Origin of the sequence: Leisingera sp. ANG-M7 (assembly GCF_000813965.1) — a bacterium.
Classification (GTDB): Bacteria; Pseudomonadota; Alphaproteobacteria; order Rhodobacterales; family Rhodobacteraceae; genus Leisingera.
The window spans coordinates 276,369-297,086 of sequence record NZ_JWLI01000005.1 but is presented as its reverse complement, the minus strand read 5'-3'; the positions used below and the strand labels follow the sequence as shown (position 1 = coordinate 297,086).

General features: G+C 64.1%; 23 protein-coding genes. 12 read left to right on the top strand and 11 right to left on the bottom strand.

The window, feature by feature from the left end; translation table 11 throughout:
- The first annotated feature begins 99 nt into the window (after positions 1 to 99).
- The 6 genes from RA26_RS06930 to phbB all read left to right on the top strand — a co-directional run bounded on the left by RA26_RS06930 (position 100) and on the right by phbB (position 5,250).
- The gene (locus RA26_RS06930) at positions 100 to 441 is read left to right on the top strand and encodes a hypothetical protein (protein WP_039181759.1); all 342 of its coding nucleotides are present in this window, start codon (positions 100 to 102) and stop codon (positions 439 to 441) included.
- 76 nt (positions 442 to 517) lie between these two features.
- Positions 518 to 916 carry a hypothetical protein gene (locus tag RA26_RS06925; protein WP_039181756.1) on the top strand — a complete coding sequence of 133 codons (399 nt, stop codon included), beginning with the start codon at positions 518 to 520 and terminating at the stop codon, positions 914 to 916.
- Positions 913 to 1,845, top strand: a complete 933-nt coding sequence (locus RA26_RS06920; protein ID WP_039181753.1) for a sterol desaturase family protein — start codon at positions 913 to 915, stop codon at positions 1,843 to 1,845. The genes RA26_RS06925 and RA26_RS06920 overlap by 4 nt, the downstream gene beginning before the upstream one ends.
- A 126-nt stretch (positions 1,846 to 1,971) precedes the next feature.
- Positions 1,972 to 2,802 (top strand): EAL domain-containing protein, encoded by an 831-nt coding sequence (locus RA26_RS06915; RefSeq protein WP_039181750.1) that lies wholly within the window; start codon positions 1,972 to 1,974, stop codon positions 2,800 to 2,802.
- Positions 2,803 to 3,162: 360 nt separating this feature from the next.
- Positions 3,163 to 4,338: an acetyl-CoA C-acetyltransferase gene (locus RA26_RS06910; RefSeq protein ID WP_039181747.1), complete on the top strand. Its 1,176-nt coding sequence runs from the start codon at positions 3,163 to 3,165 to the stop codon at positions 4,336 to 4,338.
- 189 nt (positions 4,339 to 4,527) lie between these two features.
- Positions 4,528 to 5,250: an acetoacetyl-CoA reductase gene (gene phbB, locus RA26_RS06905; RefSeq protein ID WP_039181744.1), complete on the top strand. Its 723-nt coding sequence runs from the start codon at positions 4,528 to 4,530 to the stop codon at positions 5,248 to 5,250.
- A gap of 93 nt (positions 5,251 to 5,343) precedes the next feature.
- Here the strand turns inward: phbB and RA26_RS22920 are convergent, their stop codons facing one another.
- Entirely contained in the window at positions 5,344 to 5,493 is a 150-nt protein-coding gene (locus tag RA26_RS22920; RefSeq protein WP_193747592.1) for a hypothetical protein, read from the bottom strand.
- A 113-nt stretch (positions 5,494 to 5,606) separates the two neighbouring features.
- Between RA26_RS22920 and RA26_RS06900 the strand changes: the two genes are divergently transcribed.
- Positions 5,607 to 6,554, top strand: a complete 948-nt coding sequence (locus tag RA26_RS06900; RefSeq protein ID WP_039181740.1) for a transcriptional regulator GcvA — start codon at positions 5,607 to 5,609, stop codon at positions 6,552 to 6,554.
- Positions 6,551 to 7,414: an aromatic amino acid exporter YddG gene (yddG, locus tag RA26_RS06895; RefSeq protein ID WP_039181737.1), complete on the top strand. Its 864-nt coding sequence runs from the start codon at positions 6,551 to 6,553 to the stop codon at positions 7,412 to 7,414. The genes RA26_RS06900 and yddG overlap by 4 nt, the downstream gene beginning before the upstream one ends.
- A gap of 90 nt (positions 7,415 to 7,504) precedes the next feature.
- Here the strand turns inward: yddG and RA26_RS22355 are convergent, their stop codons facing one another.
- The 3 genes from RA26_RS22355 to RA26_RS06885 form a co-directional block, all read right to left on the bottom strand.
- The gene (locus RA26_RS22355) at positions 7,505 to 7,678 is read right to left on the bottom strand and encodes a YdcH family protein (RefSeq protein ID WP_019297104.1); all 174 of its coding nucleotides are present in this window, start codon (positions 7,676 to 7,678) and stop codon (positions 7,505 to 7,507) included.
- 234 nt (positions 7,679 to 7,912) lie between these two features.
- A complete protein-coding gene (locus tag RA26_RS06890; protein WP_039182089.1) occupies positions 7,913 to 8,680 on the bottom strand; it encodes a tRNA1(Val) (adenine(37)-N6)-methyltransferase in 768 nt (255 codons plus the stop codon).
- 10 nt (positions 8,681 to 8,690) lie between these two features.
- Positions 8,691 to 8,906, bottom strand: coding sequence for a putative signal transducing protein (locus RA26_RS06885; protein WP_039181733.1), 216 nt, complete (start codon positions 8,904 to 8,906; stop codon positions 8,691 to 8,693).
- Between the two features lie 57 nt (positions 8,907 to 8,963).
- Here RA26_RS06885 and RA26_RS06880 point away from each other — a divergent pair, with 57 nt between their 5' ends.
- Positions 8,964 to 9,962: a polyprenyl synthetase family protein gene (locus tag RA26_RS06880; protein WP_039181730.1), complete on the top strand. Its 999-nt coding sequence runs from the start codon at positions 8,964 to 8,966 to the stop codon at positions 9,960 to 9,962.
- Positions 9,963 to 10,136: 174 nt separating this feature from the next.
- On the opposite strand, the gene RA26_RS06875 is transcribed toward RA26_RS06880, so the two are convergent.
- From RA26_RS06875 to soxR, 4 genes are all read right to left on the bottom strand, one after another.
- Positions 10,137 to 10,958, bottom strand: a complete 822-nt coding sequence (locus RA26_RS06875) for a 4-(cytidine 5'-diphospho)-2-C-methyl-D-erythritol kinase (RefSeq protein WP_039181728.1) — start codon at positions 10,956 to 10,958, stop codon at positions 10,137 to 10,139.
- A complete protein-coding gene (locus tag RA26_RS06870; RefSeq protein ID WP_039181724.1) occupies positions 10,948 to 12,663 on the bottom strand; it encodes a tetratricopeptide repeat protein in 1,716 nt (571 codons plus the stop codon). The genes RA26_RS06875 and RA26_RS06870 overlap by 11 nt, the downstream gene beginning before the upstream one ends.
- A gap of 135 nt (positions 12,664 to 12,798) precedes the next feature.
- Entirely contained in the window at positions 12,799 to 14,448 is a 1,650-nt protein-coding gene (locus RA26_RS06865) for an electron transfer flavoprotein-ubiquinone oxidoreductase (RefSeq protein ID WP_039181721.1), read from the bottom strand.
- Positions 14,449 to 14,617: 169 nt separating this feature from the next.
- Complete coding sequence (gene soxR, locus RA26_RS06860; RefSeq protein WP_039181718.1) at positions 14,618 to 15,097, bottom strand: redox-sensitive transcriptional activator SoxR; 480 nt, start codon at positions 15,095 to 15,097, stop codon at positions 14,618 to 14,620.
- 98 nt (positions 15,098 to 15,195) lie between these two features.
- Between soxR and RA26_RS06855 the strand changes: the two genes are divergently transcribed.
- From RA26_RS06855 to RA26_RS06845, 3 genes are all read left to right on the top strand, one after another.
- Positions 15,196 to 15,576 carry a VOC family protein gene (locus RA26_RS06855; RefSeq protein ID WP_039181716.1) on the top strand — a complete coding sequence of 127 codons (381 nt, stop codon included), beginning with the start codon at positions 15,196 to 15,198 and terminating at the stop codon, positions 15,574 to 15,576.
- A 245-nt stretch (positions 15,577 to 15,821) separates the two neighbouring features.
- The gene (gene greA, locus RA26_RS06850) at positions 15,822 to 16,292 is read left to right on the top strand and encodes a transcription elongation factor GreA (protein WP_039173961.1); all 471 of its coding nucleotides are present in this window, start codon (positions 15,822 to 15,824) and stop codon (positions 16,290 to 16,292) included.
- Between the two features lie 19 nt (positions 16,293 to 16,311).
- Positions 16,312 to 17,349, top strand: a complete 1,038-nt coding sequence (locus RA26_RS06845; RefSeq protein ID WP_039181714.1) for a hypothetical protein — start codon at positions 16,312 to 16,314, stop codon at positions 17,347 to 17,349.
- A 108-nt stretch (positions 17,350 to 17,457) separates the two neighbouring features.
- Here the strand turns inward: RA26_RS06845 and RA26_RS06840 are convergent, their stop codons facing one another.
- Genes RA26_RS06840 through mobA form a run of 3 tightly spaced genes read right to left on the bottom strand, consistent with a single transcriptional unit; the run spans position 17,458 to position 20,713 of the window.
- The gene (locus RA26_RS06840; protein ID WP_039181712.1) at positions 17,458 to 19,590 is read right to left on the bottom strand and encodes a molybdopterin-binding protein; all 2,133 of its coding nucleotides are present in this window, start codon (positions 19,588 to 19,590) and stop codon (positions 17,458 to 17,460) included.
- Positions 19,587 to 20,078 carry a molybdopterin-guanine dinucleotide biosynthesis protein B gene (mobB, locus tag RA26_RS06835; protein WP_039181709.1) on the bottom strand — a complete coding sequence of 164 codons (492 nt, stop codon included), beginning with the start codon at positions 20,076 to 20,078 and terminating at the stop codon, positions 19,587 to 19,589. The genes RA26_RS06840 and mobB overlap by 4 nt, the downstream gene beginning before the upstream one ends.
- Complete coding sequence (gene mobA, locus RA26_RS06830; protein ID WP_039181706.1) at positions 20,075 to 20,713, bottom strand: molybdenum cofactor guanylyltransferase MobA; 639 nt, start codon at positions 20,711 to 20,713, stop codon at positions 20,075 to 20,077. The genes mobB and mobA overlap by 4 nt, the downstream gene beginning before the upstream one ends.
- Positions 20,714 to 20,718 lie beyond the last annotated feature (5 nt).

Below are 20,718 nucleotides of genomic sequence, written 5' to 3'. Positions count from 1 at the left end.
ACCCCACGCTGCTCCGCCTGACCCGGCAGACATTCGCACTACCCTTTAAAAGTGGGACGCCCGCGCTGGGTGCCCCCAGTGTGTTGGGTGGAGAGTGAAATGAAACCTGTTGTGTTACTGATCGGGAAGCTGCCGCATGTGATCGGCAATGTGGCTGAAGAGCTGGACCACCTGCCGATCCACTGGCTGGGCGCGCATGACCAGCCCGAGGTGGTGCGCCAGCTGGAGACAGAGCCGCGCATCGAATGCGTGATCATGGGCGCGGGCCTGGATGACCAGATCCGCGGCGACCTCATTGGCATCATCGCGGCGCTCAGGCCCGATGTCTGCATCCATCTGAAAGACCGGGCCTCCGGGCCGGAGGGGCTGGTGCCCTTTGTTGAACGGGTGGTGCAGATGCAGGTGCTGGCCCGCCCGCGCAGCGCCGCCATGGCAGGATAACGGCGGCCGGGCTTGACCCCACGCCACCTTTGACAGGCTTCCGCCCGCCCGCCAGTCTGCCCGCGGGAGGTCGCAGATGGCGCTGGAATTGCTCTTGGCCCTTGTGCTGGGCGGGATATCTGGAATTGCGGTGCTGCTGCATCTGACCGGGCGCTCCCGGCAGGCTGTGCTGGGCATTGAAACCGCGCGCTCCGGCTGGCTGCGCCATTTCCCTGGGGACCGTGTCCTCAAGGTGCTGCCTGCCGCCAGCGGGCAGGCCGCGCTGGTGCTGACCAGCGGCGGGCCCGGGCTGCTCTGGGCCTTTGGCGCCGATACCGTGGGCCGCCATCTGGACGGCAGCAATACCTGCGAAACTGCCACCGGGCTGCGCTTTGAGTTCAACGACTTCGCCGCCCCTGGCCTCTCCCTGACCCTATCCGAAAGCGAACGCCGGCAGTGGCTGGCGCTGATCAGCCCCCCGGCGGAGACCGCATGACCGGACAGATATCCTATCCCGACGTGACCCAGCTGGCGGTGCCGTTCTTCATTGCCGCCATTCTGGCGGAATTCCTGTGGATTGCGGTCAAGCACCGCGGCGGGAGGTATGAAACCCGTGATGCGGTGACCTCCCTCATCATGGGCGCAGGCAGCGTCGCTGAGGGGCTCTTGCTGGGGTTCATTGCCTGGGCGCTGTTCATGTTCCTGTGGGAGCTGACGCCGCTGAATATGGGCACCTCTGTGTGGGCGGTGCTGGCCTGCTTTGTGCTGGATGATCTGCGCTATTACTGGGTTCACCGGTTCGGCCACCGGGTGCGCTGGGTCTGGGCGTCGCATGTCAATCATCACTCCAGCCAGCATTACAACCTGACCACAGCACTGCGGCAGACCTGGACCGGCACATTCACCTTCATGATGATCGTGAAGGCACCCATGGTGCTGTTGGGTTTTCACCCGGCGCTGGTTCTGTTTTGCGGCGGGCTGAACCTGATTTACCAGTTCTGGATCCACACCGAGGCGGTCACCCGCCTGCCGCGCTGGTTCGAGCTGGTGATGAACACACCCAGCCATCACCGCGCCCACCATGGCCGCAATCCGCGCTACCTGGACTGCAACTATGCCGGCGTCTTCATCATCTGGGACAAAATGTTCGGCACCTTCGTGCCGGAACAGGACCACGATCGCCCCGATTACGGGCTGGTCCATAACATCGCCACCTTCAACCCGCTGCGGGTCGCCTTTCATGAATGGGCGGGCATTTTCAAGGACATGTCCCAGCCCGGCCTGACCCTGAAGCAGCGGCTGCTTTATGCCTTTGCGCCGCCCGGCTACAGCCATGACGGCAGCCGCGACACCTCTGCCGGGATCAAGGCCGCGCACCTGGCCCGCCACCCGGAAGACGCAGGCACCCCCGGCTTCGGCGGATGACCGCCTGCTGCGCCCCCGGCAGATCATTCAAATTTGAACTTTAATCCTGCCTCAACCCTTTTGCAGCAGTCTGCGCAGAGCATGATACTCACCCCAGTTTCAGCACAAAGAGGGGCCTCGCAGCAGATGAGCAGACGTAACACAGATATTCCGGAAGGCGCTGAAAATCCGCTGAACGCAGCGGTAGCCGGACGCGACCGCTCAACGCTTGAAATGGTGGCAGAAGCCGTGCGGCATAATCAGACTGTGCTGGCCTATCAGCCCATCATGCAGGCGATGGCGCCGCATGGCGTTGCCTTCTACGAGGGCTACATCCGGGTGCTGGACCCAACCGGCCGGGTGATCCCGGCGCGCGAATTCATGCATGTGGTCGAGGACAAGGAAATCGGCCGCGAAATGGATTGCCTGGCGCTGCAGCACGGGCTCAAGGCGCTGGAGAAATACCCCCAGGTGCGCCTGTCGGTAAACATGTCTGCGCGCTCCATCGGATACCAGCGCTGGACGCAGGTGCTGGAACGGTTCCTGAAACGTGACAACACGCTTGGCGAACGGCTGGTGCTGGAAATCACCGAGGCGTCTGCCATGGCCGCACCGGAACTGGTGACCGACTTCATGGGCCGGATGCAGCCGCACGGGATCGCCTTTGCGCTCGACAATTTCGGCGCCAGCACGACCTCGATTGGAAACTTCCGCCAGTTCTTCTTTGACGCGGTCAAGATCGACGGCCAGTTTGTCCGCGGCATTCACACCAGCCACGACAACCAGGCCGTGGTCCGCGCCCTGATCGGTATTGCCAAGCAATTCGATATGCTGACCGTCGCGGAATCAGTAGAAAGCCAGGCGGACGCGGAATTCCTCGTGGACAACGGCGTCGACTGCCTGCAGGGCTACCTGTTCGGCGCCCCGTCCGTCACGCCGCCCTGGATCGAGGAAATGAAACGGCAGGAAGCCGGCTGACTGAAACCCCCTCGGGCCTTTGTTCGGGCGCAGGCCGGCGCAATTGCATCCTGACCCGGGACACCCGATTTGTTCCGGTCTTTTCAAATGCTTTGCCATCCCGCTTGGCCCGGGCCCGCGCCGGGCTTCATTGCTGCCCTGCAGCATCTCGGCATCCTGCTGACGGAAATCCTGCTGTTCCGGACGTATCCTGCGGTTGACTTTGCCGCCCCCCCTGAGACACGCTGTCAATTGCTGCACGTGCAGCAATAGATTATGTCGGTACCCGGAGTGATCGGGAAAGATTCTTGCGCGCCCGCCTGATCTGCAGGCGCCAGGCTCTCCCGGAAGACCTGAATTGATGGCAGAGGACCAGAATCAATGACCAATGTTGTAATCGCATCCGCCGCGCGCACCGCCGTCGGCTCCTTTGGCGGCTCGTTCGCCAACACCCCCGCCCATGACCTGGGTGCCGCGGTGCTGGAAGCCGTGGTTGAACGCGCCGGTGTGGACAAATCCGAAGTGTCCGAGACCATCCTGGGCCAGGTGCTGACCGCGGCGCAGGGCCAGAACCCGGCCCGCCAGGCGCACATCAATGCAGGCCTGCCCAAGGAAAGCGCTGCCTGGGGCATCAACCAGGTCTGCGGCTCCGGCCTGCGCGCCGTGGCGCTGGGCGCGCAGCACATCCAGCTGGGCGACGCCTCCATCGTGGCAGCCGGCGGCCAGGAAAACATGACCCTGTCCCCCCATGCCGCGCATCTGCGCGCCGGCCAGAAGATGGGCGACATGAGCTATATTGACACTATGATCCGCGACGGGTTGTGGGACGCCTTCAACGGCTACCACATGGGCCAGACTGCCGAGAACGTGGCCGAGCAGTGGCAAATCTCACGCGATATGCAGGATGAGTTCGCTGTTGCCTCGCAGAACAAGGCGGAAGCGGCGCAGAAGGCCGGCAAGTTCGCTGATGAAATCGCAGCTTTCACTGTGAAAACCCGCAAGGGCGACATCGTGGTGGATCAGGACGAATACATCCGCCACGGTGCCACCATCGAAGCGATGCAGAAACTGCGCCCGGCCTTCGCCAAGGACGGTTCCGTCACTGCCGCCAACGCTTCCGGCCTGAATGACGGCGCCGCCGCCACCCTATTGATGAGCGCCGATGAAGCCGAGCGCCGCGGCATCGAGCCGCTGGCCCGCATTGCGTCTTACGCCACTGCCGGGCTGGACCCGTCGATTATGGGCGTCGGCCCGGTCTATGCCTCCCGCAAGGCGCTGGAGAAGGCCGGCTGGTCGGTCAACGACCTGGACTTGGTCGAAGCCAACGAAGCCTTTGCCGCCCAGGCCTGCGCGGTGAACAAGGACATGGGCTGGGATCCGTCGATCGTGAACGTGAACGGCGGCGCGATTGCCATCGGCCACCCGATCGGCGCCTCCGGCTGCCGGGTGCTGAACACCCTGTTGTTCGAGATGAAGCGCCGCGGTGCCAAGAAAGGCCTCGCCACCCTGTGCATCGGTGGCGGCATGGGCGTCGCCATGTGTGTCGAGCGCCCGTAATACCGGCAACAAACCGTAAAATGAGAAGGACGCCCCCGTGGCGTCCTTTTTCTTTTACACGGCAGGCCTATACTGCAGGTGCGACAATTTTTTCGCGGCAATGCAGAATTTTGCTGCGCAATATTGTTGCGCTCACTTACCGTAATCTGTAGCAAGATTACCAAGAGACTATGACTGGAGGATTCTTTAATGGCACGTACTGCACTCGTCACCGGCGGCTCCCGCGGCATCGGCGCAGCAATTTCCCAGGCGCTGAAGGCGCAGGGCTGCAATGTGGCCGCAACCTATGCCGGCAATGACGAAGCCGCGGCGAAATTCACCGAGGAAACCGGCATCAAGACCTACAAGTGGAACGTCGGCAGCTATGAGGACAGCGCCGCGGGCATCGCCAAGGTCGAAGAGGAAGTGGGCCCGATCGACATCGTGGTCGCCAACGCCGGCATCACCCGCGACGCGCCGTTCCACAAGATGACGCCGCAGCAGTGGCAGGAGGTGATCGACACCAACCTGACCGGCGTGTTCAACACTGTGCACCCCATCTGGCCCGGCATGCGTGAGCGCAAGTTCGGCCGCGTCATCGTGATCTCCTCGATCAACGGCCAGAAGGGCCAGTTCGCGCAGGTGAACTATGCCGCGACCAAGGCAGGCGATCTGGGCATCGTGAAATCGCTGGCCCAGGAAGGTGCGCGCGCCGGCATCACCGCCAACGCGGTCTGCCCCGGCTATATTGCCACCGAAATGGTGATGGCGGTTCCGGAAAAGGTGCGCGAGTCGATCATCGGCCAGATCCCGGCCGGCCGTCTGGGCGAACCGGAAGAGATCGCCCGCTGCGTGGCCTTCCTGGCCTCTGACGAGTCAGGCTTCATCAACGGCTCGACCATCTCCGCCAACGGCGCGCAGTTCTTCGTCTGATCACTGGCATCAGCAGAAACGGCAAGGGCCGGTCCATCTGGACCGGCCCTTTTCCTATCCCGTAAGTGCCTCTTTCTCGAAATCAGAGCGCGCTCAGGCCCAGCGGGAAACCTTGGGGCGGAGGACGGGTGCCGCCCGTTTGCCGAACAGCCGGATCCAGGCCTGTTTCAGCACCTTCCCCCGCTCGGCGCGGGCACGGGCCATCGCGGATTTGACGGTGGCATCAGCAGTGTATTCCAGCATCTTCGGCCTCCTTCTCAGATCAGTATACTTTACCTGCGTCCAATATGAGGACGTTCCGTCAAACGCACAAACGAGACTTTGCAGGGCTTCAGTTAAGGTATATTTACGCGAACATGACTGACCGCCTACCGCCCCTCACCGCTTTGCGCGCCTTTGACGCTGCTGCCCGCCACATGTCCTTTGCCAAGGCAGCGGATGAGCTGAACGTGACCCCGGCGGCGCTGTCGTTTCAGATCAAGTCGCTGGAGGAGCACCTGGGCCAGCCGCTGTTCCGCCGCCTGAACCGGGCGGTGGAGCTGACTGAGGCAGGCGAAACGCTGGCCCCCGGCGCGGCGGAGGGCTTCCGCACATTGGGCCAGGCCTGGCAGAGCACCCGGCGTCTGCTGGACGAGACCACGCTGACAGTGACGGCAGGGCCTGCGCTGACGGCGAAATGGCTGGCACCGCGGCTGTTCGAGTTTGCCCGCAGCCACCCGGAGATCGAGCTGCGCTTGTCAGCCTCTCTCAAGGTGGTGGACCTGCGCCGCGGCGATGTGGATGTGGCAATCCGCTTTGGCGTGTCAGACGACGTGGGGCTTGCCTCTTATGGCACCCGGCCCGATTGGCTGACGCCGGTGATGACGCCTGAGATGCATGAGCAATTCCCCACCCCGGAATCGCTGATGAACGCGCCCCTGATTTTTGACGATTCCATCAGCAAGGTGGCACCGGGGTGCGACTGGCCAACCTGGTTCCAGGCGGCGGGGGTTGGCTTCACCCCCACCAGCGGAACCCATTTTTCAGCCCCCGATCATGCCATCGATGCCGCTTGTGCGGGCCTTGGCGTGGCGCTGGGGCGGAGGCCGCTGATCATCAAGGACGTGCGCGAGGGGCGGCTGGAGGCACCCTTCAAGATCGCCATCCAATCCGACGCGCGGTTCCGTTTCCTGTGTCTGCCGGAAGCCAAGGACAGGCCGCAGATTGCAGCCTTCCGCGACTGGTACTTTGCGGAGATCGAGAAAACCGCGCATATGTGGGGCGACATCAAGATTATTCCGATTCAGGATCTGCAATCCCAATGACCAAGACCCGCGCGACCGCCATTGGCTTCATCGCTGTTTTGCTGTGGGCGCTGCTGGCGCTGCTGACTGTCGGCTCGGAACCCACCCCGCCGCTGCTGCTGAATGCACTGTGTTTCACCATTGGCGGCACGCTGGGGATCATCTGGACCGCAGCGTCGGGCAAGCTGAAACAGCTGCGCCATGTGCCGGTGCGGGTCTACATCTTCGGCACGATTGGCCTGTTTGGCTATCACGCGCTCTACTTCTCCGCGCTGCGGCTGGCCCCGGCGGCAGAGGCAGGGCTGATCGCCTACCTGTGGCCGCTGCTGATCGTACTGTTTTCCGGTCTGCTGCCCGGAGAAAGGCTGAAAGCAGGGCATCTGATCGGCGCAGGCCTGGGCTTTGCCGGGGCAGCCACCATCATTTCCGGCGGCGGCGGCAGGTTTGAGGCGCAGTATCTGCCGGGCTACGGGCTGGCGCTGCTGTGCGCGCTGACATGGTCCGGCTATTCGGTGCTGTCGCGGCTGGTGGGCAGCGCGCCGACCAGTTCCGTTGCGGTGTTCTGCCTGGCGACCTCGGTGGCCTCCTGGGGGCTGCATTTCGCGCTGGAGGAAACGGTCTGGCCCGCGGGCATGCTGGGCTGGGCCTCCACCCTGCTGCTGGGTCTCGGCCCCGTCGGGCTGGCCTTCTATGTCTGGGACATTGGGGTCAAGCAGGGGGATATTCAGATGCTCGGTACCAGCTCTTATGCGGCGCCATTGCTGTCGACGCTGATCCTGGTGCTGGCGGGGATTGCCGCGGCCTCCTGGGGACTGGCGCTGGCGGCGGCGCTGATCACTGGCGGGGCGCTGATTGCGGCTCGGGCCAGTGCCGGCAAGTGACCGGACACCTCCCCCGGAAACGAAAGGAGGGCCGCCGCTCTGGCAGGCCCTCCCGTTGACTGTGCCGGTCTATGACCCGGCGGGAACTCTTCAGACGGCTTCAGCTGTCAGGCGTGTGATTTCTTCCTTCAGCTTCAGCTTTTGCTTTTTCATTGCTGCGATTTCCAGATCGTCGGTACTGGGCGATCGTTGGGCCTGTTCCACTTCCATGCTCAGATGCTCATGCTTCTTCTTAAGTTCGGTCAGATGCGAGCTGAGGCTCATGGTAACCCTCCTTCTTTGAGCTAGATGTGTTTGACCTAGAGAGTGGAGCATATGTTTCCGCGTCTGTCACGCTGCAGCCGCACTATTTTTGTCATGAAATTTTCATATCGGCTATGCGCCGCGCATTTTGCCGCAGGACCTAGCGCGTTTTTGCAGAAAACCGGATGAACGGATTCGCCAGAGGTTGAAACACTTAGGTGGCATTCCTACATTGGCGCGGCGTCTGAAGGCCCCTCAGCCTGGCCAAGGCAAGGCGGAGCCATCGCGCAGGATGGCGCGGATTTCGGGGCGGTAGCTCTCTCCATCACGCTCATGCCGGCTGCCTTCGTGCAGAATCAGCGGCGCATGAAGACGGAAATCCGCCCGCCCGCCCTTGCGTGCGCGCAGGATCACCAGCTCTGCCGCGCGGGCCTGGCGCGGCGCCAGCGGCAGCACCTCAACCGATCCCAGGACACTGGCGCAGCCCGCCAGGATGTCCGGCAGCCGGTCGGCGCGCTGGATCATATGCAAATACCCCTTGGGTACGAGGCGGCGGGCCGCAGCGGCGATCCAGTCCGCCAGCGGCGTGCCCTCTCCCAGCGCCACCTTGCGGCCATCGTCGCGGGCCTGGCTGTGGGCACCCGCCTTGTAGTAAGGCGGATTGGCAATGACGTGGTGGAACTGGCGCTGTTTCAGCGGCTCCGGAAGGGCGGAAAGGTCGGCCTCGAAAACCTCGGCATCCTGGCTGTTGGCCTGGGCGTTGCGGCGGGCCAGATCCGCATAAGCGGCCTGAAGCTCCACCCCGGCCAGCGACAGCCCCGGCACCCGGCAGCCCAGGCACAGCAGCGCCTGGCCGGCACCGCAGCCCAGCTCCAGCACCGCTTCCCCGGCCCGCGCGGGAACGGCGGCTGCCAGCAGCACCGGATCCACCCCGGCCCGGTAGCCCTTGCTGGGCTGCCACAGCTGCACCCTGCCGCCGAGGAAACCATTGCGGGTCAGCTCATCATCGGAAAAGGCTGTCATCGTATGGGCCTCACCGGCCAAGCGGGATTTCATTGTCACGCATCACGATCACGGCAGCATCGTAGTCATCCTCGTGAACCATCAGGCGGCGCGGGAAAATTCCGATCCCGCCTTCCAGGATGCTCATATTTACGTCCATTTGAAAGCAGTCTATATCCTCACCCTCAAGGAGGGCTGAGGCAAAGGCCATGATCGTCGGATCGGTGCTACGCAGAAGCTCTTTCATGGGGATGGATCTAAGGGCAAGGCGTCCCCCTTGTCGAGACTTGCGAGCGGGAAAGTGATGGACCAAGTGATGACCAGGAAACCGCATGAGATGCTGGCCGCAACGCTGAGCCAGGAACTGGACGCGGTGAACACGCTGATCCGCACCCGGATGGCCTCCAAGCACGCGCCGCGCATTCCCGAAGTGACAGCGCATCTGGTTGAGGCTGGCGGTAAGCGGCTGCGGCCGATGCTGACGCTGGCGGCGGCGCGGCTCTGCGGCTACGAGGGCGACCATCACCTGAAACTGGCGGCGACGGTGGAGTTTATCCACACCGCCACCCTGCTGCATGACGATGTGGTGGATGAAAGCGGCCAGCGGCGCGGGCGGCCGACAGCGAACCTTTTGTGGGACAACAAGAGTTCCGTGCTGGTCGGTGACTACCTGTTTGCCCGCAGTTTCCAGCTGATGGTCGAAACGGAAAGCCTGCGGGTGCTGGACATTCTGGCGAACGCCTCTGCCACCATTGCCGAGGGCGAGGTGCTGCAGATGACCGCGGCGTCGAACCTGAAAACCGATGAAGACGTCTATCTGCAGGTGGTGCGCGGCAAGACCGCGGCGCTGTTCTCGGCCGCAACAGAGGTGGGCGGGGTGATTGCCGGCGCACCGGAGGAACAGGTGAAGGCGCTGTTCGACTATGGCGACGCGCTGGGGATTGCCTTCCAGATTGCTGACGACCTGCTGGATTATCAGGGCGACAGCAAAGCCACTGGCAAGAACGTCGGCGACGATTTCCGCGAGCGCAAGCTGACCCTGCCGGTCATCAAGGCGGTGGCGCAGGCGACGGATGAGGAGCGTGCGTTCTGGACCCGCACCATCGAGAAGGGCAAGCAGGAAGACGGCGACCTGGAGCAGGCGCTGGCGCTGATGGCCAAGTACAAGACGCTGGAGGCCACCCGCGCGGATGCCTACGGCTGGGCCGCCAAGGCGCGGGCTGCGCTGGAGGTGCTGCCCGACCACGAGATCCGCACCATGCTGAGCGATCTGGCTGATTACGTGGTGTCGCGGCTGAATTGACACCGGGCCAGGGGGCGCTGCCCCCTCGGCCTCTCGGCCTCACCTCCGGAGTATTTCCGCAAAGATGAACGGGCATGGCAGCGCCGCGCCGTGCGCCATCGCGGCCCAACGGAGGGCGCGCATTTGTGATGCACTGAGCCGCGAGCAGGAGATCCCTGTGCGCAAAGGGGCCGATCAGGTTAGAGTGACTGCGCTGCACCACCACTCGGGATGCTCTGCGCCGATTTCATAGGCGGCCATATGGGCCGCCTTTTTCGCAGGATAGAGGGCAAAGCAGGTGGCGCCCGAGCCGGACATGCGAGCGAGCAGAGACTGGCGGGAGTTGCGCAGATCCGACAGAACCCGCTCGATCTCAGGTGCAACTGTGATGGCCGGGGCCTCCAGGTCGTTGCGCTGCTCTGCCAGCCAGATGGCACACTCATCAGCCGAGCTGAAGGACGGGATGACGTCTGGCATTGGCGGGTTCTGTCGTGAGGCGAGTGCCGAAAAAACCGGGCCGGTGGGCACATGCGCGCCGGGATTGACCAGAAGCGCGTGCAGTTCAGGCAACTCTACCGGCGTGACCTGCCCGCCGATGCCCTGCATCCGGGAGGCGCGCGCCGCCATGCAGACCGGGACGTCAGCGCCAAGTGTCAGCGGCAAGTCTGCAGGGATGCTGGCGCCCTGCCCGGCCAGCGTGCGCAACACTGCAGCGGCATCCGATGACCCGCCGCCGATGCCCGCCCCGTGCGGCAGCTGCTTGTCCAGGCTGATATGTCCGGTCCAGCCCGCACCCTCGGCGGCTTTCCAAACCAGGTTACGCTGATCGGAAGGCACGCCCTCTGCAAACAGGCCGGAGACCTCGAGCGACAGCTCCGGTCCCGGCTCCAGTTTCAGACGGTCGCCGGTATCGGCAAAGACCACCAGCGAATCCAGCAGGTGATAGCCGTCCTCGCGGCGGCCGGTCACATGCAGGGTCAGGTTGATCTTGGCGGGTGCTGCGACCTCAGCCGCCATTGGCCACCTTCAGGGGCTGGGCGCCTTCCTCGGCCAGAACCGCGTCGAGGCCCACGTCCAGCTTGCGGCGGATGCGCTCGGGGTCGGCTTCGCCATCTGTGTCCTCCGGGTCGATGAAGGAGAGCGCCCGTTTCCACTGGAATTCCGCCTCCCGCTCGCGGCCCACGGCCCAGTAGACATCACCCAGGTGGTCATTGACCACCGGATCCACCGGCATCAGCTCCACCGCGCGCTCCATATGGGCGACGGCCTCCTCAAACTTGCCCATGCGGTAGAGCACCCAGCCGAGGGAGTCGACGATGAAGCCTGAATCCGGCCGGGCCGCGACGGCGCGTTCGATCATGTCCAGCGCCTCGTCCAGCTTGCTGCTTTTCTCGACCAGCGAATAGCCGAGGTAGTTCAGCACCTGCGGCCGGTTCGGGTCCAGGTCCAGCGAGGCGCGGAAGTCGGCCTCAGCCTGCGGCCATTGGTCCAGCCGTTCGTGGCAGATGCCGCGGGCATAGAACAAGAACCAGCGGCTGGCGGAATCCTCAGGCGTCTTGTCCAGCGCTTTGTCATAGGCGCGGGCGGCGGCGGCATAGTCTTCCTGCTGGCGCAGGAGGTCGCCAAGGCTGATGTATACGCTGGGCTGATCCGGAAAGTCGCGGGCGAGTTTCTCCAGCACTTCAATGGCGGCGTCCGGCTTGGCGGCGCGGCGCAGTGCTTCGGCGCGGCCCATTTCGGCAGCGTGATAGTCCGGATGGCTGCTCGGCACCTGCTTGTAGGTGGCGACCGACAATTCATACCGGCCCAGCTGGTCAAGCAGACCTGCACTGAGCAGGATGGCATCCACATGATCCGGGCGCAGCGAGGACGCCATGCGGGCATACATCAGAACATAGTCATTGGCGGTATCGCCGTTCAGTGCCGCACCAAGGGTGAAGAACACCTCGGCGATGCCGTCCTGCGGGCTGGGGGCAATGGTGTAGGCGAGGGTTTCGCCGTTGGCGAGCTGCGCGTCCAGCGCCTCAAGGCCCGGATCAAGGCTGCTGCCGAATGCTGCGGCCAGCGCCTCCCGGGCGTCATCGTTGCGGTTCAGCTGCGACAGGATCTGCACCCGCGCCACCGCGGCGCGGCGGCTGAGGGTGGCAAGGCGGCCATCCTCGGCGGCAAACAGCGCCTCTGCCCCGCCGTAGTCGCCGGCCGAGGCCAGCGCAAGGGCGCGGTGATAGAGCACGAAGGGTTTCAGGCTGCCGTCCTTGGCAAGCCGGTCAAAGGTTTCCAGCGCGCTGGAGACGGAGCCCGCGCCGACATGGGACCAGCCTTGCAGAAGGCCGTCCACGAGCGGATGGATCGCTTCCCGCTCCAGATCACGGTCCAGGATCGCCTGATAGTCGCCTTTGGCGGCAAGACCGCCCGCCAGAACGATATTGGCAACCTGGCTGCGGGCACCGGTCTGGCGCAGCCGTTCGGCAACCGGCACCGCAAGCTCCGCCTTGCCCATCGCCAGCTGGGCGAACACCACATTTTCCATCAGGAGCGGGTTCTGCGGGTCACGTGCCAGCGCCTGGGTGTAGTAGAGCGCCGCGGCGGCAAAGTCGCTACCGTAGGTCGCGGCCCGTCCGGCCAGATAGGATCCTGCCAGTCCTTCGGCCTGCACGGCAGGTGCGGCGGCAGCGGCCATGAGGGCCGCACAGGACAGGGTGCGAAGAATGGATACGGGCACTGGGGATCCCCTCACGGTTTACTGCTCTTGCTCTTCTAAGAAAGCGTAGTGCGGCGCCCGTCAACACGCAATGGGGCGGTCCAAGGACCGCCCCACAAAATCCGGCGAAACCACGCCGAAATGCTAACGTTCCCGTTACATGTTCGGGTAGTTCGGGCCGTCGCCGCCCTGCGGCGTGGTCCAGGTGATGTTCTGGGACGGGTCCTTGATGTCGCAGGTCTTGCAGTGGACGCAGTTCTGGAAGTTCACCACAAACTCCGGCTTGCCGTCCTTTTCGACCACCTCGTAGACGCCAGCCGGGCAGTAGCGCTGCGCCGGTTCCGCGAATTTCGGCAGGTTGACCGAGATCGGGGTGTCCTCATTGCCCAGGCGCAGGTGGCAGGGCTGGCTTTCCTCGTGGTTGGTCATCGAGAAGCTGACGTTGGTCAGACGGTCAAACGACAGCACGCCATCGGGCTTGGGGTAGTCGATCGGCTTGTGCTTGGAGGCTTCCTCTGTCGACTGGGCATCGTTCTTGCCGTGGCCCAGGGTGCCAAACAGGGAGAAACCAAAGAGGTTGTTGGTCCACATGTCCAGGCCGCCCAGCGCCAGCGAGGCGGTGAGGCCCCATTTGGACCACATCGGCTTGACGTTGCGGACCATCTTGAGGTCCTTGCCGATGGCGCCTTCACGCACGTCGGCCTCATAGGCGGTCAGCTCGTCACCCGAACGCTCGGCCTTGATCGCGTCAAAGGCGGCTTCGGCTGCAGCCTTGCCCGACAGCATCGCGTTGTGGTTGCCCTTGATGCGCGGCACGTTGACCATACCCGCGGAACAGCCCAGCAGCGCCACGCCCGGCGCCACCAGTTTCGGCATCGACTGCCAGCCGCCTTCGGTGATGGCACGGGCACCATAGGCCACGCGCTTGCCGCCCTTCAGCAGGTCGGCGACCACCGGATGGTGCTTGAAGCGCTGGAATTCCATGTAGGGGAACAGGTGCGGGTTCTTGTAGTTCAGGTGCACCACGAAGCCCACGTAAACCTGGTTGTTGTCCAGGTGGTAGATGAACGACCCGCCGCCGGCGTTGGAGCCCAGCGGCCAGCCCATGGTGTGGGTGACGGTGCCTTCCTTGTGCTTGGCCGGGTCGATCTCCCAGATCTCTTTCATGCCGACGCCGTATTTCTGCGGCTCCTTGCCGTCAGAGAGGCCGTATTTGGCAATCACTTCCTTGGAGAGCGAGCCGCGCACGCCTTCGCCCAGGAAGACATATTTGCCGTGCAGCTCCATGCCGGGCTCGTAAGACGGGCCGGGGGTGCCGTCGGCGTTCTTGCCGAACTCGCCCGCAACCACGCCCTTCACTTCGCCGTTTTCACCATAGACCAGCTCAGAGCACGCCATGCCCGGGAAGATCTCGACACCCATTTCCTCAGCCTGCTCCGCCATCCAGCGGCAGACGTTGCCCATGGAGACGATGTAGTTGCCGTGGTTGTTCATCAGCGGCGGCATCGGGAAGTTGGGGATACGGACCTGGCCGGCCTCGCCCAGCATCAGGAAATTGTCTTCCTTGACCTCAACGTTAAGCGGCGCGCCCTTTTCCTTCCAGTCGGGGATCAAGGCGTTCAGGCCGCAAGGGTCCAGCACCGCGCCGGACAGGATGTGCGCGCCCACCTCGGAGCCTTTTTCCAGAACCACGACCTGCAGGTCGGCGTCCAGCTGCTTCAGTCGGATGGCCGCAGACAGACCAGCAGGGCCGGCCCCGACGATCACTACGTCGTATTCCATCGCTTCGCGTTCAATCTCGGCCATTTGCGGCGCTCCTTGGCTTTCTATTCGCTACCGGCCCCACAGGGTCATGCGGGCGCAATTTTCTTTCGCGGCTGCTTAGCGTTTGGCGCCCCCTTGGGTCAATCCAAACTCCGCGTCAAACACCTGTAAAACAGGCAACTGAGACAAAAAGTGCGTCCATTTTCGTCACTCAAGGAGCATTTTCCGCCTCAGCCTCTGTCTCAGGCCGGTCTCCCATAAGATACCGGGGTCCCTGCCCCTTCTGTGCCGCCCGGTCTTCGGGGTTGTAAAGTTTGCAATTCGGAAGCGAAAGACAGCCGCAGCCTATGCAGCCGTCCAGATTGTCGCGCAGTTTGACCAGGGTTTCGATTCGCTGATCCAGGTGGCTGCGGAAGTCTTCCGAAATGCGGGCCCAGTCGTCTTTGGTCGGGGTGCGGCCGCCCGGCAGGCTGCGCAGGAAGCCCCGGATTTCCGGCAGCGAAAAGCCGAACTGCTGCGCAATCATGATGAAGCTCATCCGCCGGATGTCGGCCCGGTGAAACCGCCGCTGGCCTCCTGCATTGCGCCAGGGCTCCACCAGGCCTTGCGCCTCGTAGTAGCGGATGGCGGACACGGCGAGGCCAGTGCGTTCGGCCAGATAGCCGATGGAAATGCCGGCGGACTGGGGCATGGCAAACTCCCTGAAAAAATTGCTTGAGCTAAAGTTAGGTTTAGGAATTACGGTGAGTCGCATCAACAGGTTTGCTCAAGATGAGAAGGAGATTTTAAATGAGCGCAGTTTTGGAACACGCGAATATCACTGTGGCAGATCCAAATGGCACGGCTGCCTGGATGGAGAAGATCTTTGGCTGGCATGTGCGCTGGGAGGGCGAGGCCAAGAACGGCGGCTATACCGTGCATGTGGGCGGGGAAAACAGCTATCTGGCACTCTACACCCCGCGAACTGCGGCCGGCAAAGCGCCCGAAAGCTATGGCATCATCGGCGGGCTGAACCACCTGGCGGTGATCGTTGACGATCTGGACGCCACCGAGGCCGCAGTGAAGGCCGCCGGCTTCACCCCGATGAACCATGGCGATTACGAACCGGGCCGCCGGTTCTACTTCCATGATGAGAACGGCATCGAATATGAGGCGGTGCAATATGATTGATCTGCTGTGGCTGGCGGCAGGGCCCACGCCCCCTGCCCGCGGCATTTTTTTGCGCAAACCTGTGGAAAAGCCGCACAATCTGCCGCGTTAGGCGGAATTGCGTGCGGCAAAGCCCTGCGGCCACTTGAATTCGGACGCAGGATTGGGTCAGGTAAATGCCAACCGGACCGGAGGCCCCGCGGCACATGCTGCGGGGCTGCGGTTTTCATACTGACAAGAACAATAGAGCGACCTGGACCAATCACATGGAAAAGATCCCGATGACCCCTACGGGTCACGCCGCGCTGGAAAGCGAACTGAAGAACCTGAAATCCGTCGAACGCCCGGCCATCATCCAGGCGATTGCCGAAGCGCGCGAGCTGGGCGACCTGTCGGAAAACGCCGAATACCACTCTGCCCGCGAAAAACAGTCCTTCATCGAGGGCCGCATCAAGGAGCTGGAAGGCATCCTGTCTCTGGCCGATGTGATCAACCCGGCCAAACTGTCCGGCGCCATTAAGTTCGGCGCCAAGGTGACCGTGGTGGACGAGGACACCGACGAAGAGAAGACCTGGCAGATCGTGGGCGAGCATGAGGCCAATATCGAAGCGGGCCTTCTGAACATCAAATCCCCGATCGCACGCGCCTTGATCGGCAAGGACGAAGGCGACAGTGTGGAAGTGCGCACGCCCGGCGGCGAGCGCGCCTACGAGATTCTCAAGATCGTATATTCCTGATCCGGGAGGCCGCGAGGTCATGACAGGCTCCAGCAGCAGTCCGGGCTCCGGCCAGAAACCCGGCGGCAGCCAGCCGCTCCGGCGGCTTGACGGCCCCGCGGCGGCCAACGGCTTGGGCGGTGCAGAACTGGCAGCCATCGGGCTGGGGGCGCTGTGGCTGCTGGTGGTGACCGGGGCATTTGTCCTGGCGCCGGAAGGCACCGGCCTTTCGCAATGGGCGGATCTGATCATCAGCGTGCTGGCCGTGGTGCTGCCCTTGGCAATGCTGTGGGTTGCAGCCTCTGCCGCGCGCTCGGCCCGGCTGATGCGGGAGGAGAGCGAGCAGCTGCAGGCCGCGATCGACGGGCTGCGCCAAAGCTATCTGGCGCAGGCCCAGCAGCATGCGGCTGTGGCGGAGACATCGGTCGCCAAGCGGCTGGAGGAAATCGCCGAGGCCACGCGCAAGACCGAGACCGCACTGGCGACATTCCACACCAGCCGCCGCGCCAACCCGCTGCGCCCGGCCATTCCGGCAGAGGCGGCGGAGATGACGGCCGCCGATCAGGGCTCGCTGGCTCTTGGCACCCAGGCTGCGGACACTGCACCGCCCTTGGCTGCCGAGCAGTTCATCCGGGCGCTGAACTTCCCGGAAACTGCCGAGGATGCGGAAGGCTTTGCGGCGTTGCGTGCAGCGCTGCGCGACCGCAAGGCAGCGCAGGTGATCCAGGCGGCGCAGGACGTGCTAACGCTGCTGAGCCAGGACGGCATTTATATGGATGACCTGCGCCCCGACATGGCCCGGCCCGAGATCTGGCGCCAGTTCGCACAAGGCGCACGCGGGCGCGCGGTGGCAGCGCTTGGCGGCGTGCGCGACCGCACCTCCCTGGCGCTGACCGCGGCCCGGATGAAGCAGGATCCGATTTTCCGCGATGCAGCGCACCATTTCCTGCGCCGGTTCGACCAGATGTTTGCCGATTTCGAAGCCGAGGCGACCGACAGCGAGATTTCCGCGCTTGGAAATACCCGCACTGCCCGCGCCTTCATGCTGCTGGGCCGGGTGGCCGGGACCTTCGACTGATCCGGCAGCCCCTCGCGGGCCGCTGCCTGGCCGTTCGCCAGCGCGGCGCCGGGCCCAACGGAAGGCAAGCATCATTGATGCGCCGGGCCGCGGGCGGGAGCTCTGTGCCTACATCGAAAAACTGCCGAAGGGGATGAAGCGGACCGGATCGCCCGGTTTGATGACCGCCGCGTCGTCGCCGAGTTCCACCAGACCTTCGGCCCAGCTGAGGCCGCTGATACGGCCAGAGCCTTCGGACTTGAACACTTCCGCCTTGCCATCCCGCACCCGCGCCCGCAGGTATTCCCGGCGCCCCGGTTTCTTGCGCTTTTCAAAACCTGCCGGAACCTCAAAACCCTGCGGTGCCTGCCAGCCGGCACCTGCCATGAGACCCATTGCGGGACGGGCAAAAATCAGCGTGCAGACCAGCGCCGCCACCGGGTTCCCGGGCAGGCCGAAAACTGGCGTCCCCTGCCACATCCCAAGCGCCAGCGGGCGCCCCGGTTTCAGCGCGATGCGCCATTCCTGCATCGCGCCCGCCTCGCGCAGAAGCGCCGACATGTGGTCCTCATCCCCGGCAGAAGCGCCGCCGGAGGTCAGGATCAAATCCGTCTTCGCCGCTGCGTCGTCCAGATGCACGCGCAGAGCCTCCCGGTCATCCGTTGCCTTGCCCAGATCAACCGGCACAAAGCCCAGCTGGCGGATCAGCGCCAGCAGCATCGGGCGGTTGGCGTCGAAAATCTGCCCCTTGCCTGCAGTCTCCCCGGCTTCGACCAGCTCATCCCCGGTGGAGAGCACACCCACCCGCAGCGGCAGCCGCACGGTGAGTCCGGCCAAACCGGTAGCGGAAGCGAGAGCAAGATCAGCAGGGGTGATGACCTGGCCTGCGGGCAGGATGACCTCGCCCTCGCAGACATCCTCGCCTGCCTTGCGGGTGTTGGCGCCCTGTTTCAAAGGGCCGTTGAAGGCGATCCCGGTGCCGTCGGTGTTGACGTCTTCCTCCAGGATCACTGTATCCACGCCTTCGGGCAGCGCGGCACCGGTCAGAATCCGGATGGCGCGGCCTTCGGGGACGGTTCCGTCAAAGGGAACGCCGGCAGCGGCACGCCCCTGCACCAGCGGCAGCACATGCGGTCCCGTTTCCCGGCCGCCGGCAAACCCGTAGCCATCCACCGCTGTGTTCGGCAGCGGCGGGTTGGAGCGTTTTGCCACCGCCTCCGCTGCCAGAACCCGGCCAAGCGCATCAGCCAGCGGCACCGTTTCCGCGCCGGTGACCGGACCCAGCCGGTCCCTGAGCAACGCCAGCGCATCGTCTACCGGGGTCCAATCGACGCCCGCAGGCAGAGCAAAGCAGTCATTGCTGAGCGGCGGCGGCACCAGCCCGCCCGCCTCATCCGTGGCCAGCACGTTCAAGCGGTCCTCATTCCCTGTGCCCAATATCCAGGCCTCCTCTTGTGCTTCCTCAGGTGCTGCGGCCAGCATAGCGCCAAGCTCCTCTGCCGGCAGGCGGCTGAGCGCCTGCGACAACAGCCGCATTTGCACCCGGTCACGTATTTCGCCCTCACCCGCAACAGCCATTGCAGCCTTGACAGCCGGTTCGATCAACCCTGGCCAAATTTCCGCAAACACAATTTGCGCGCCCGCAATGTTTTCGAAAGGCCAGACTGCGGCCTGGTGCCGGAACCGCAACCGCTGCAGGACCGGCAGCCCCATCAGCACCTGGCTACCAACCGTCGGGTTGAAAAACAGCTGAAAACAGGAGGAGGCCGCCTTGGCCGCCAAGTCCGCGCTGCGCCGTTCTGCCACGTCCGTATAGGTGATCCCGGACTTGCGGTAGGGGATGTCCGGCCAGCTTGCCTCATCGGGCTTACCCCAGAACGGTCCGGCACCGGCAAACAGCCGGTTCATTTCAGAGGCGACGCCGAACCGGTTGTTGCTGCCGTCCTCCGCGTCTTCGATCCGTTCTTCCAGCCATGCCCATAATGCAAATGGGTCATCCGATCCGGTGATCCGGCGCGCAAATCCGCGCGGGTATCCGAAAGGGAAATCAAAGGCTGCCAGCACCCGCCGCCCGGCAGCTTGCTCCGCAGCAAGAAAGCGGCTGATCCAAGCCTCTGCCTCCTGCCGACTGCGGCAGTAAACCGGCTGCTCTGCGGTCCTGCCTCGCGCGACACCAAGCCAGATCGCGTCCTTGCTGGGCCGCTTGGGTTTGCGCTTGGCAGCGGACCAGTCAACAGTCAGAACGGCATCAAAGGGGGTCACAGCCCCAATTCCGACTGGATGAAATCCGCAATTGCTGCGGTGCCATTCAGATCGAACACCGGGCGGTCCAGTTCCAGCGGGGTGTCGCTGGCGACGGCCCGGATGCTGGTGTCCCCCGGCGCAATCAGCTCAGTGCTTGCATCTTGCCGGTAAGCCTCGATCTTGGGGTGCGGTTCGCGCTTGTAGCCCTCCACCAGCACCAGATCGACGGGGTTGAGGCGAGCCAGCAGCTCCGTCAGCGGCGGCTCTGCCGCACCGCGCAGTTCCTGCATGATTGCAATACGGCCAGCGGAGGCCAGCACCACCTCGGAGGCGCCGGCCTGCCGGTGGCGGTGGCTGTCGGTGCCGGGCTGGTCCACGTCCGTCGCATGATGGGCGTGCTTGATGGTAGAAACAGAAAACCCGCGGGCGCAGAACTCTGCCACCAACCGTTCCATCAGCCCGGTCTTGCCGTTGTTCTTCCAGCCGGTGACGCCGTAGATCTTCATTTCAGCAGCGCCTCGGCCTTGGCCAGATCCTCTGGCGTGTTGATGTTGAAGAAGGGGTCGAAGGGGCCTGCCTCAAACAGCGCCTCGCGGCCGTTGTGCTGGTCGGTCCAGAGGACCACCTTGCGCAAGCCGTCATGCAACGCGGCACGCAGGTCATCGCGCAGGGCCACGGGCCAGAGACCAAAGGCCGGGTGCCGGTTGACGCGCTTTCCGCCGCCGGATTTTAGTGCCTCGTCACCGGTGCGCGGGGTGGTGGCGAGAACCAGCGGTTGTTCCATGTCGTCGGACGCTGCGGTCAGCCGGGCGACCAGATCCTGCGGAAAGAAAGGCGTGTCGGCCGCGGCGGTCACGATGGTGTCCGCCCCCTGCTCTGCCGCCCAGTCAAGGCCAGCCAGAACGCCTGCCAGCGGCCCGGCAAAGCCTTCAATCGAGTCGGCAATAACCGGCAGGCCCAAGTCGGCAAACCGTTCCGGATCAGCATTGGCGTTGAGCGCCAGGCCTGCAACCTGTGGCGACAAGCGGTCGACAACGCGGGACAGCAGGCTTTGACCGCCAACTTGCAGCCGCCCCTTGTCGCCGCCGCCCATCCGGGTGGCGAGGCCGCCAGCGAGGATTACACCGAGGGGTTTGGTCATGTCGC

Excerpts from the sequence above, each read along its gene's own strand:
- RA26_RS06930 (WP_039181759.1), top strand. The coding sequence starts at position 100 with ATGAAACCTGTTGTGTTACTGATCGGGAAGCTGCCGCATGTGATCGGC.
- RA26_RS06925 (WP_039181756.1), top strand. The coding sequence starts at position 518 with ATGGCGCTGGAATTGCTCTTGGCCCTTGTGCTGGGCGGGATATCTGGA.
- RA26_RS06920 (WP_039181753.1), top strand. The coding sequence starts at position 913 with ATGACCGGACAGATATCCTATCCCGACGTGACCCAGCTGGCGGTGCCG.
- RA26_RS06915 (WP_039181750.1), top strand. The coding sequence starts at position 1,972 with ATGAGCAGACGTAACACAGATATTCCGGAAGGCGCTGAAAATCCGCTG.
- RA26_RS06910 (WP_039181747.1), top strand. The coding sequence starts at position 3,163 with ATGACCAATGTTGTAATCGCATCCGCCGCGCGCACCGCCGTCGGCTCC.
- phbB (WP_039181744.1), top strand. The coding sequence starts at position 4,528 with ATGGCACGTACTGCACTCGTCACCGGCGGCTCCCGCGGCATCGGCGCA.
- RA26_RS22920 (WP_193747592.1), bottom strand. The coding sequence starts at position 5,493 with ATGCTGGAATACACTGCTGATGCCACCGTCAAATCCGCGATGGCCCGT.
- RA26_RS06900 (WP_039181740.1), top strand. The coding sequence starts at position 5,607 with ATGACTGACCGCCTACCGCCCCTCACCGCTTTGCGCGCCTTTGACGCT.
- yddG (WP_039181737.1), top strand. The coding sequence starts at position 6,551 with ATGACCAAGACCCGCGCGACCGCCATTGGCTTCATCGCTGTTTTGCTG.
- RA26_RS22355 (WP_019297104.1), bottom strand. The coding sequence starts at position 7,678 with ATGAGCCTCAGCTCGCATCTGACCGAACTTAAGAAGAAGCATGAGCAT.
- RA26_RS06890 (WP_039182089.1), bottom strand. The coding sequence starts at position 8,680 with ATGACAGCCTTTTCCGATGATGAGCTGACCCGCAATGGTTTCCTCGGC.
- RA26_RS06885 (WP_039181733.1), bottom strand. The coding sequence starts at position 8,906 with ATGAAAGAGCTTCTGCGTAGCACCGATCCGACGATCATGGCCTTTGCC.
- RA26_RS06880 (WP_039181730.1), top strand. The coding sequence starts at position 8,964 with ATGGACCAAGTGATGACCAGGAAACCGCATGAGATGCTGGCCGCAACG.
- RA26_RS06875 (WP_039181728.1), bottom strand. The coding sequence starts at position 10,958 with ATGGCGGCTGAGGTCGCAGCACCCGCCAAGATCAACCTGACCCTGCAT.
- RA26_RS06865 (WP_039181721.1), bottom strand. The coding sequence starts at position 14,448 with ATGGCCGAGATTGAACGCGAAGCGATGGAATACGACGTAGTGATCGTC.
- soxR (WP_039181718.1), bottom strand. The coding sequence starts at position 15,097 with ATGCCCCAGTCCGCCGGCATTTCCATCGGCTATCTGGCCGAACGCACT.
- RA26_RS06855 (WP_039181716.1), top strand. The coding sequence starts at position 15,196 with ATGAGCGCAGTTTTGGAACACGCGAATATCACTGTGGCAGATCCAAAT.
- greA (WP_039173961.1), top strand. The coding sequence starts at position 15,822 with ATGGAAAAGATCCCGATGACCCCTACGGGTCACGCCGCGCTGGAAAGC.
- RA26_RS06845 (WP_039181714.1), top strand. The coding sequence starts at position 16,312 with ATGACAGGCTCCAGCAGCAGTCCGGGCTCCGGCCAGAAACCCGGCGGC.
- mobB (WP_039181709.1), bottom strand. The coding sequence starts at position 20,078 with ATGAAGATCTACGGCGTCACCGGCTGGAAGAACAACGGCAAGACCGGG.
- mobA (WP_039181706.1), bottom strand. The coding sequence starts at position 20,713 with ATGACCAAACCCCTCGGTGTAATCCTCGCTGGCGGCCTCGCCACCCGG.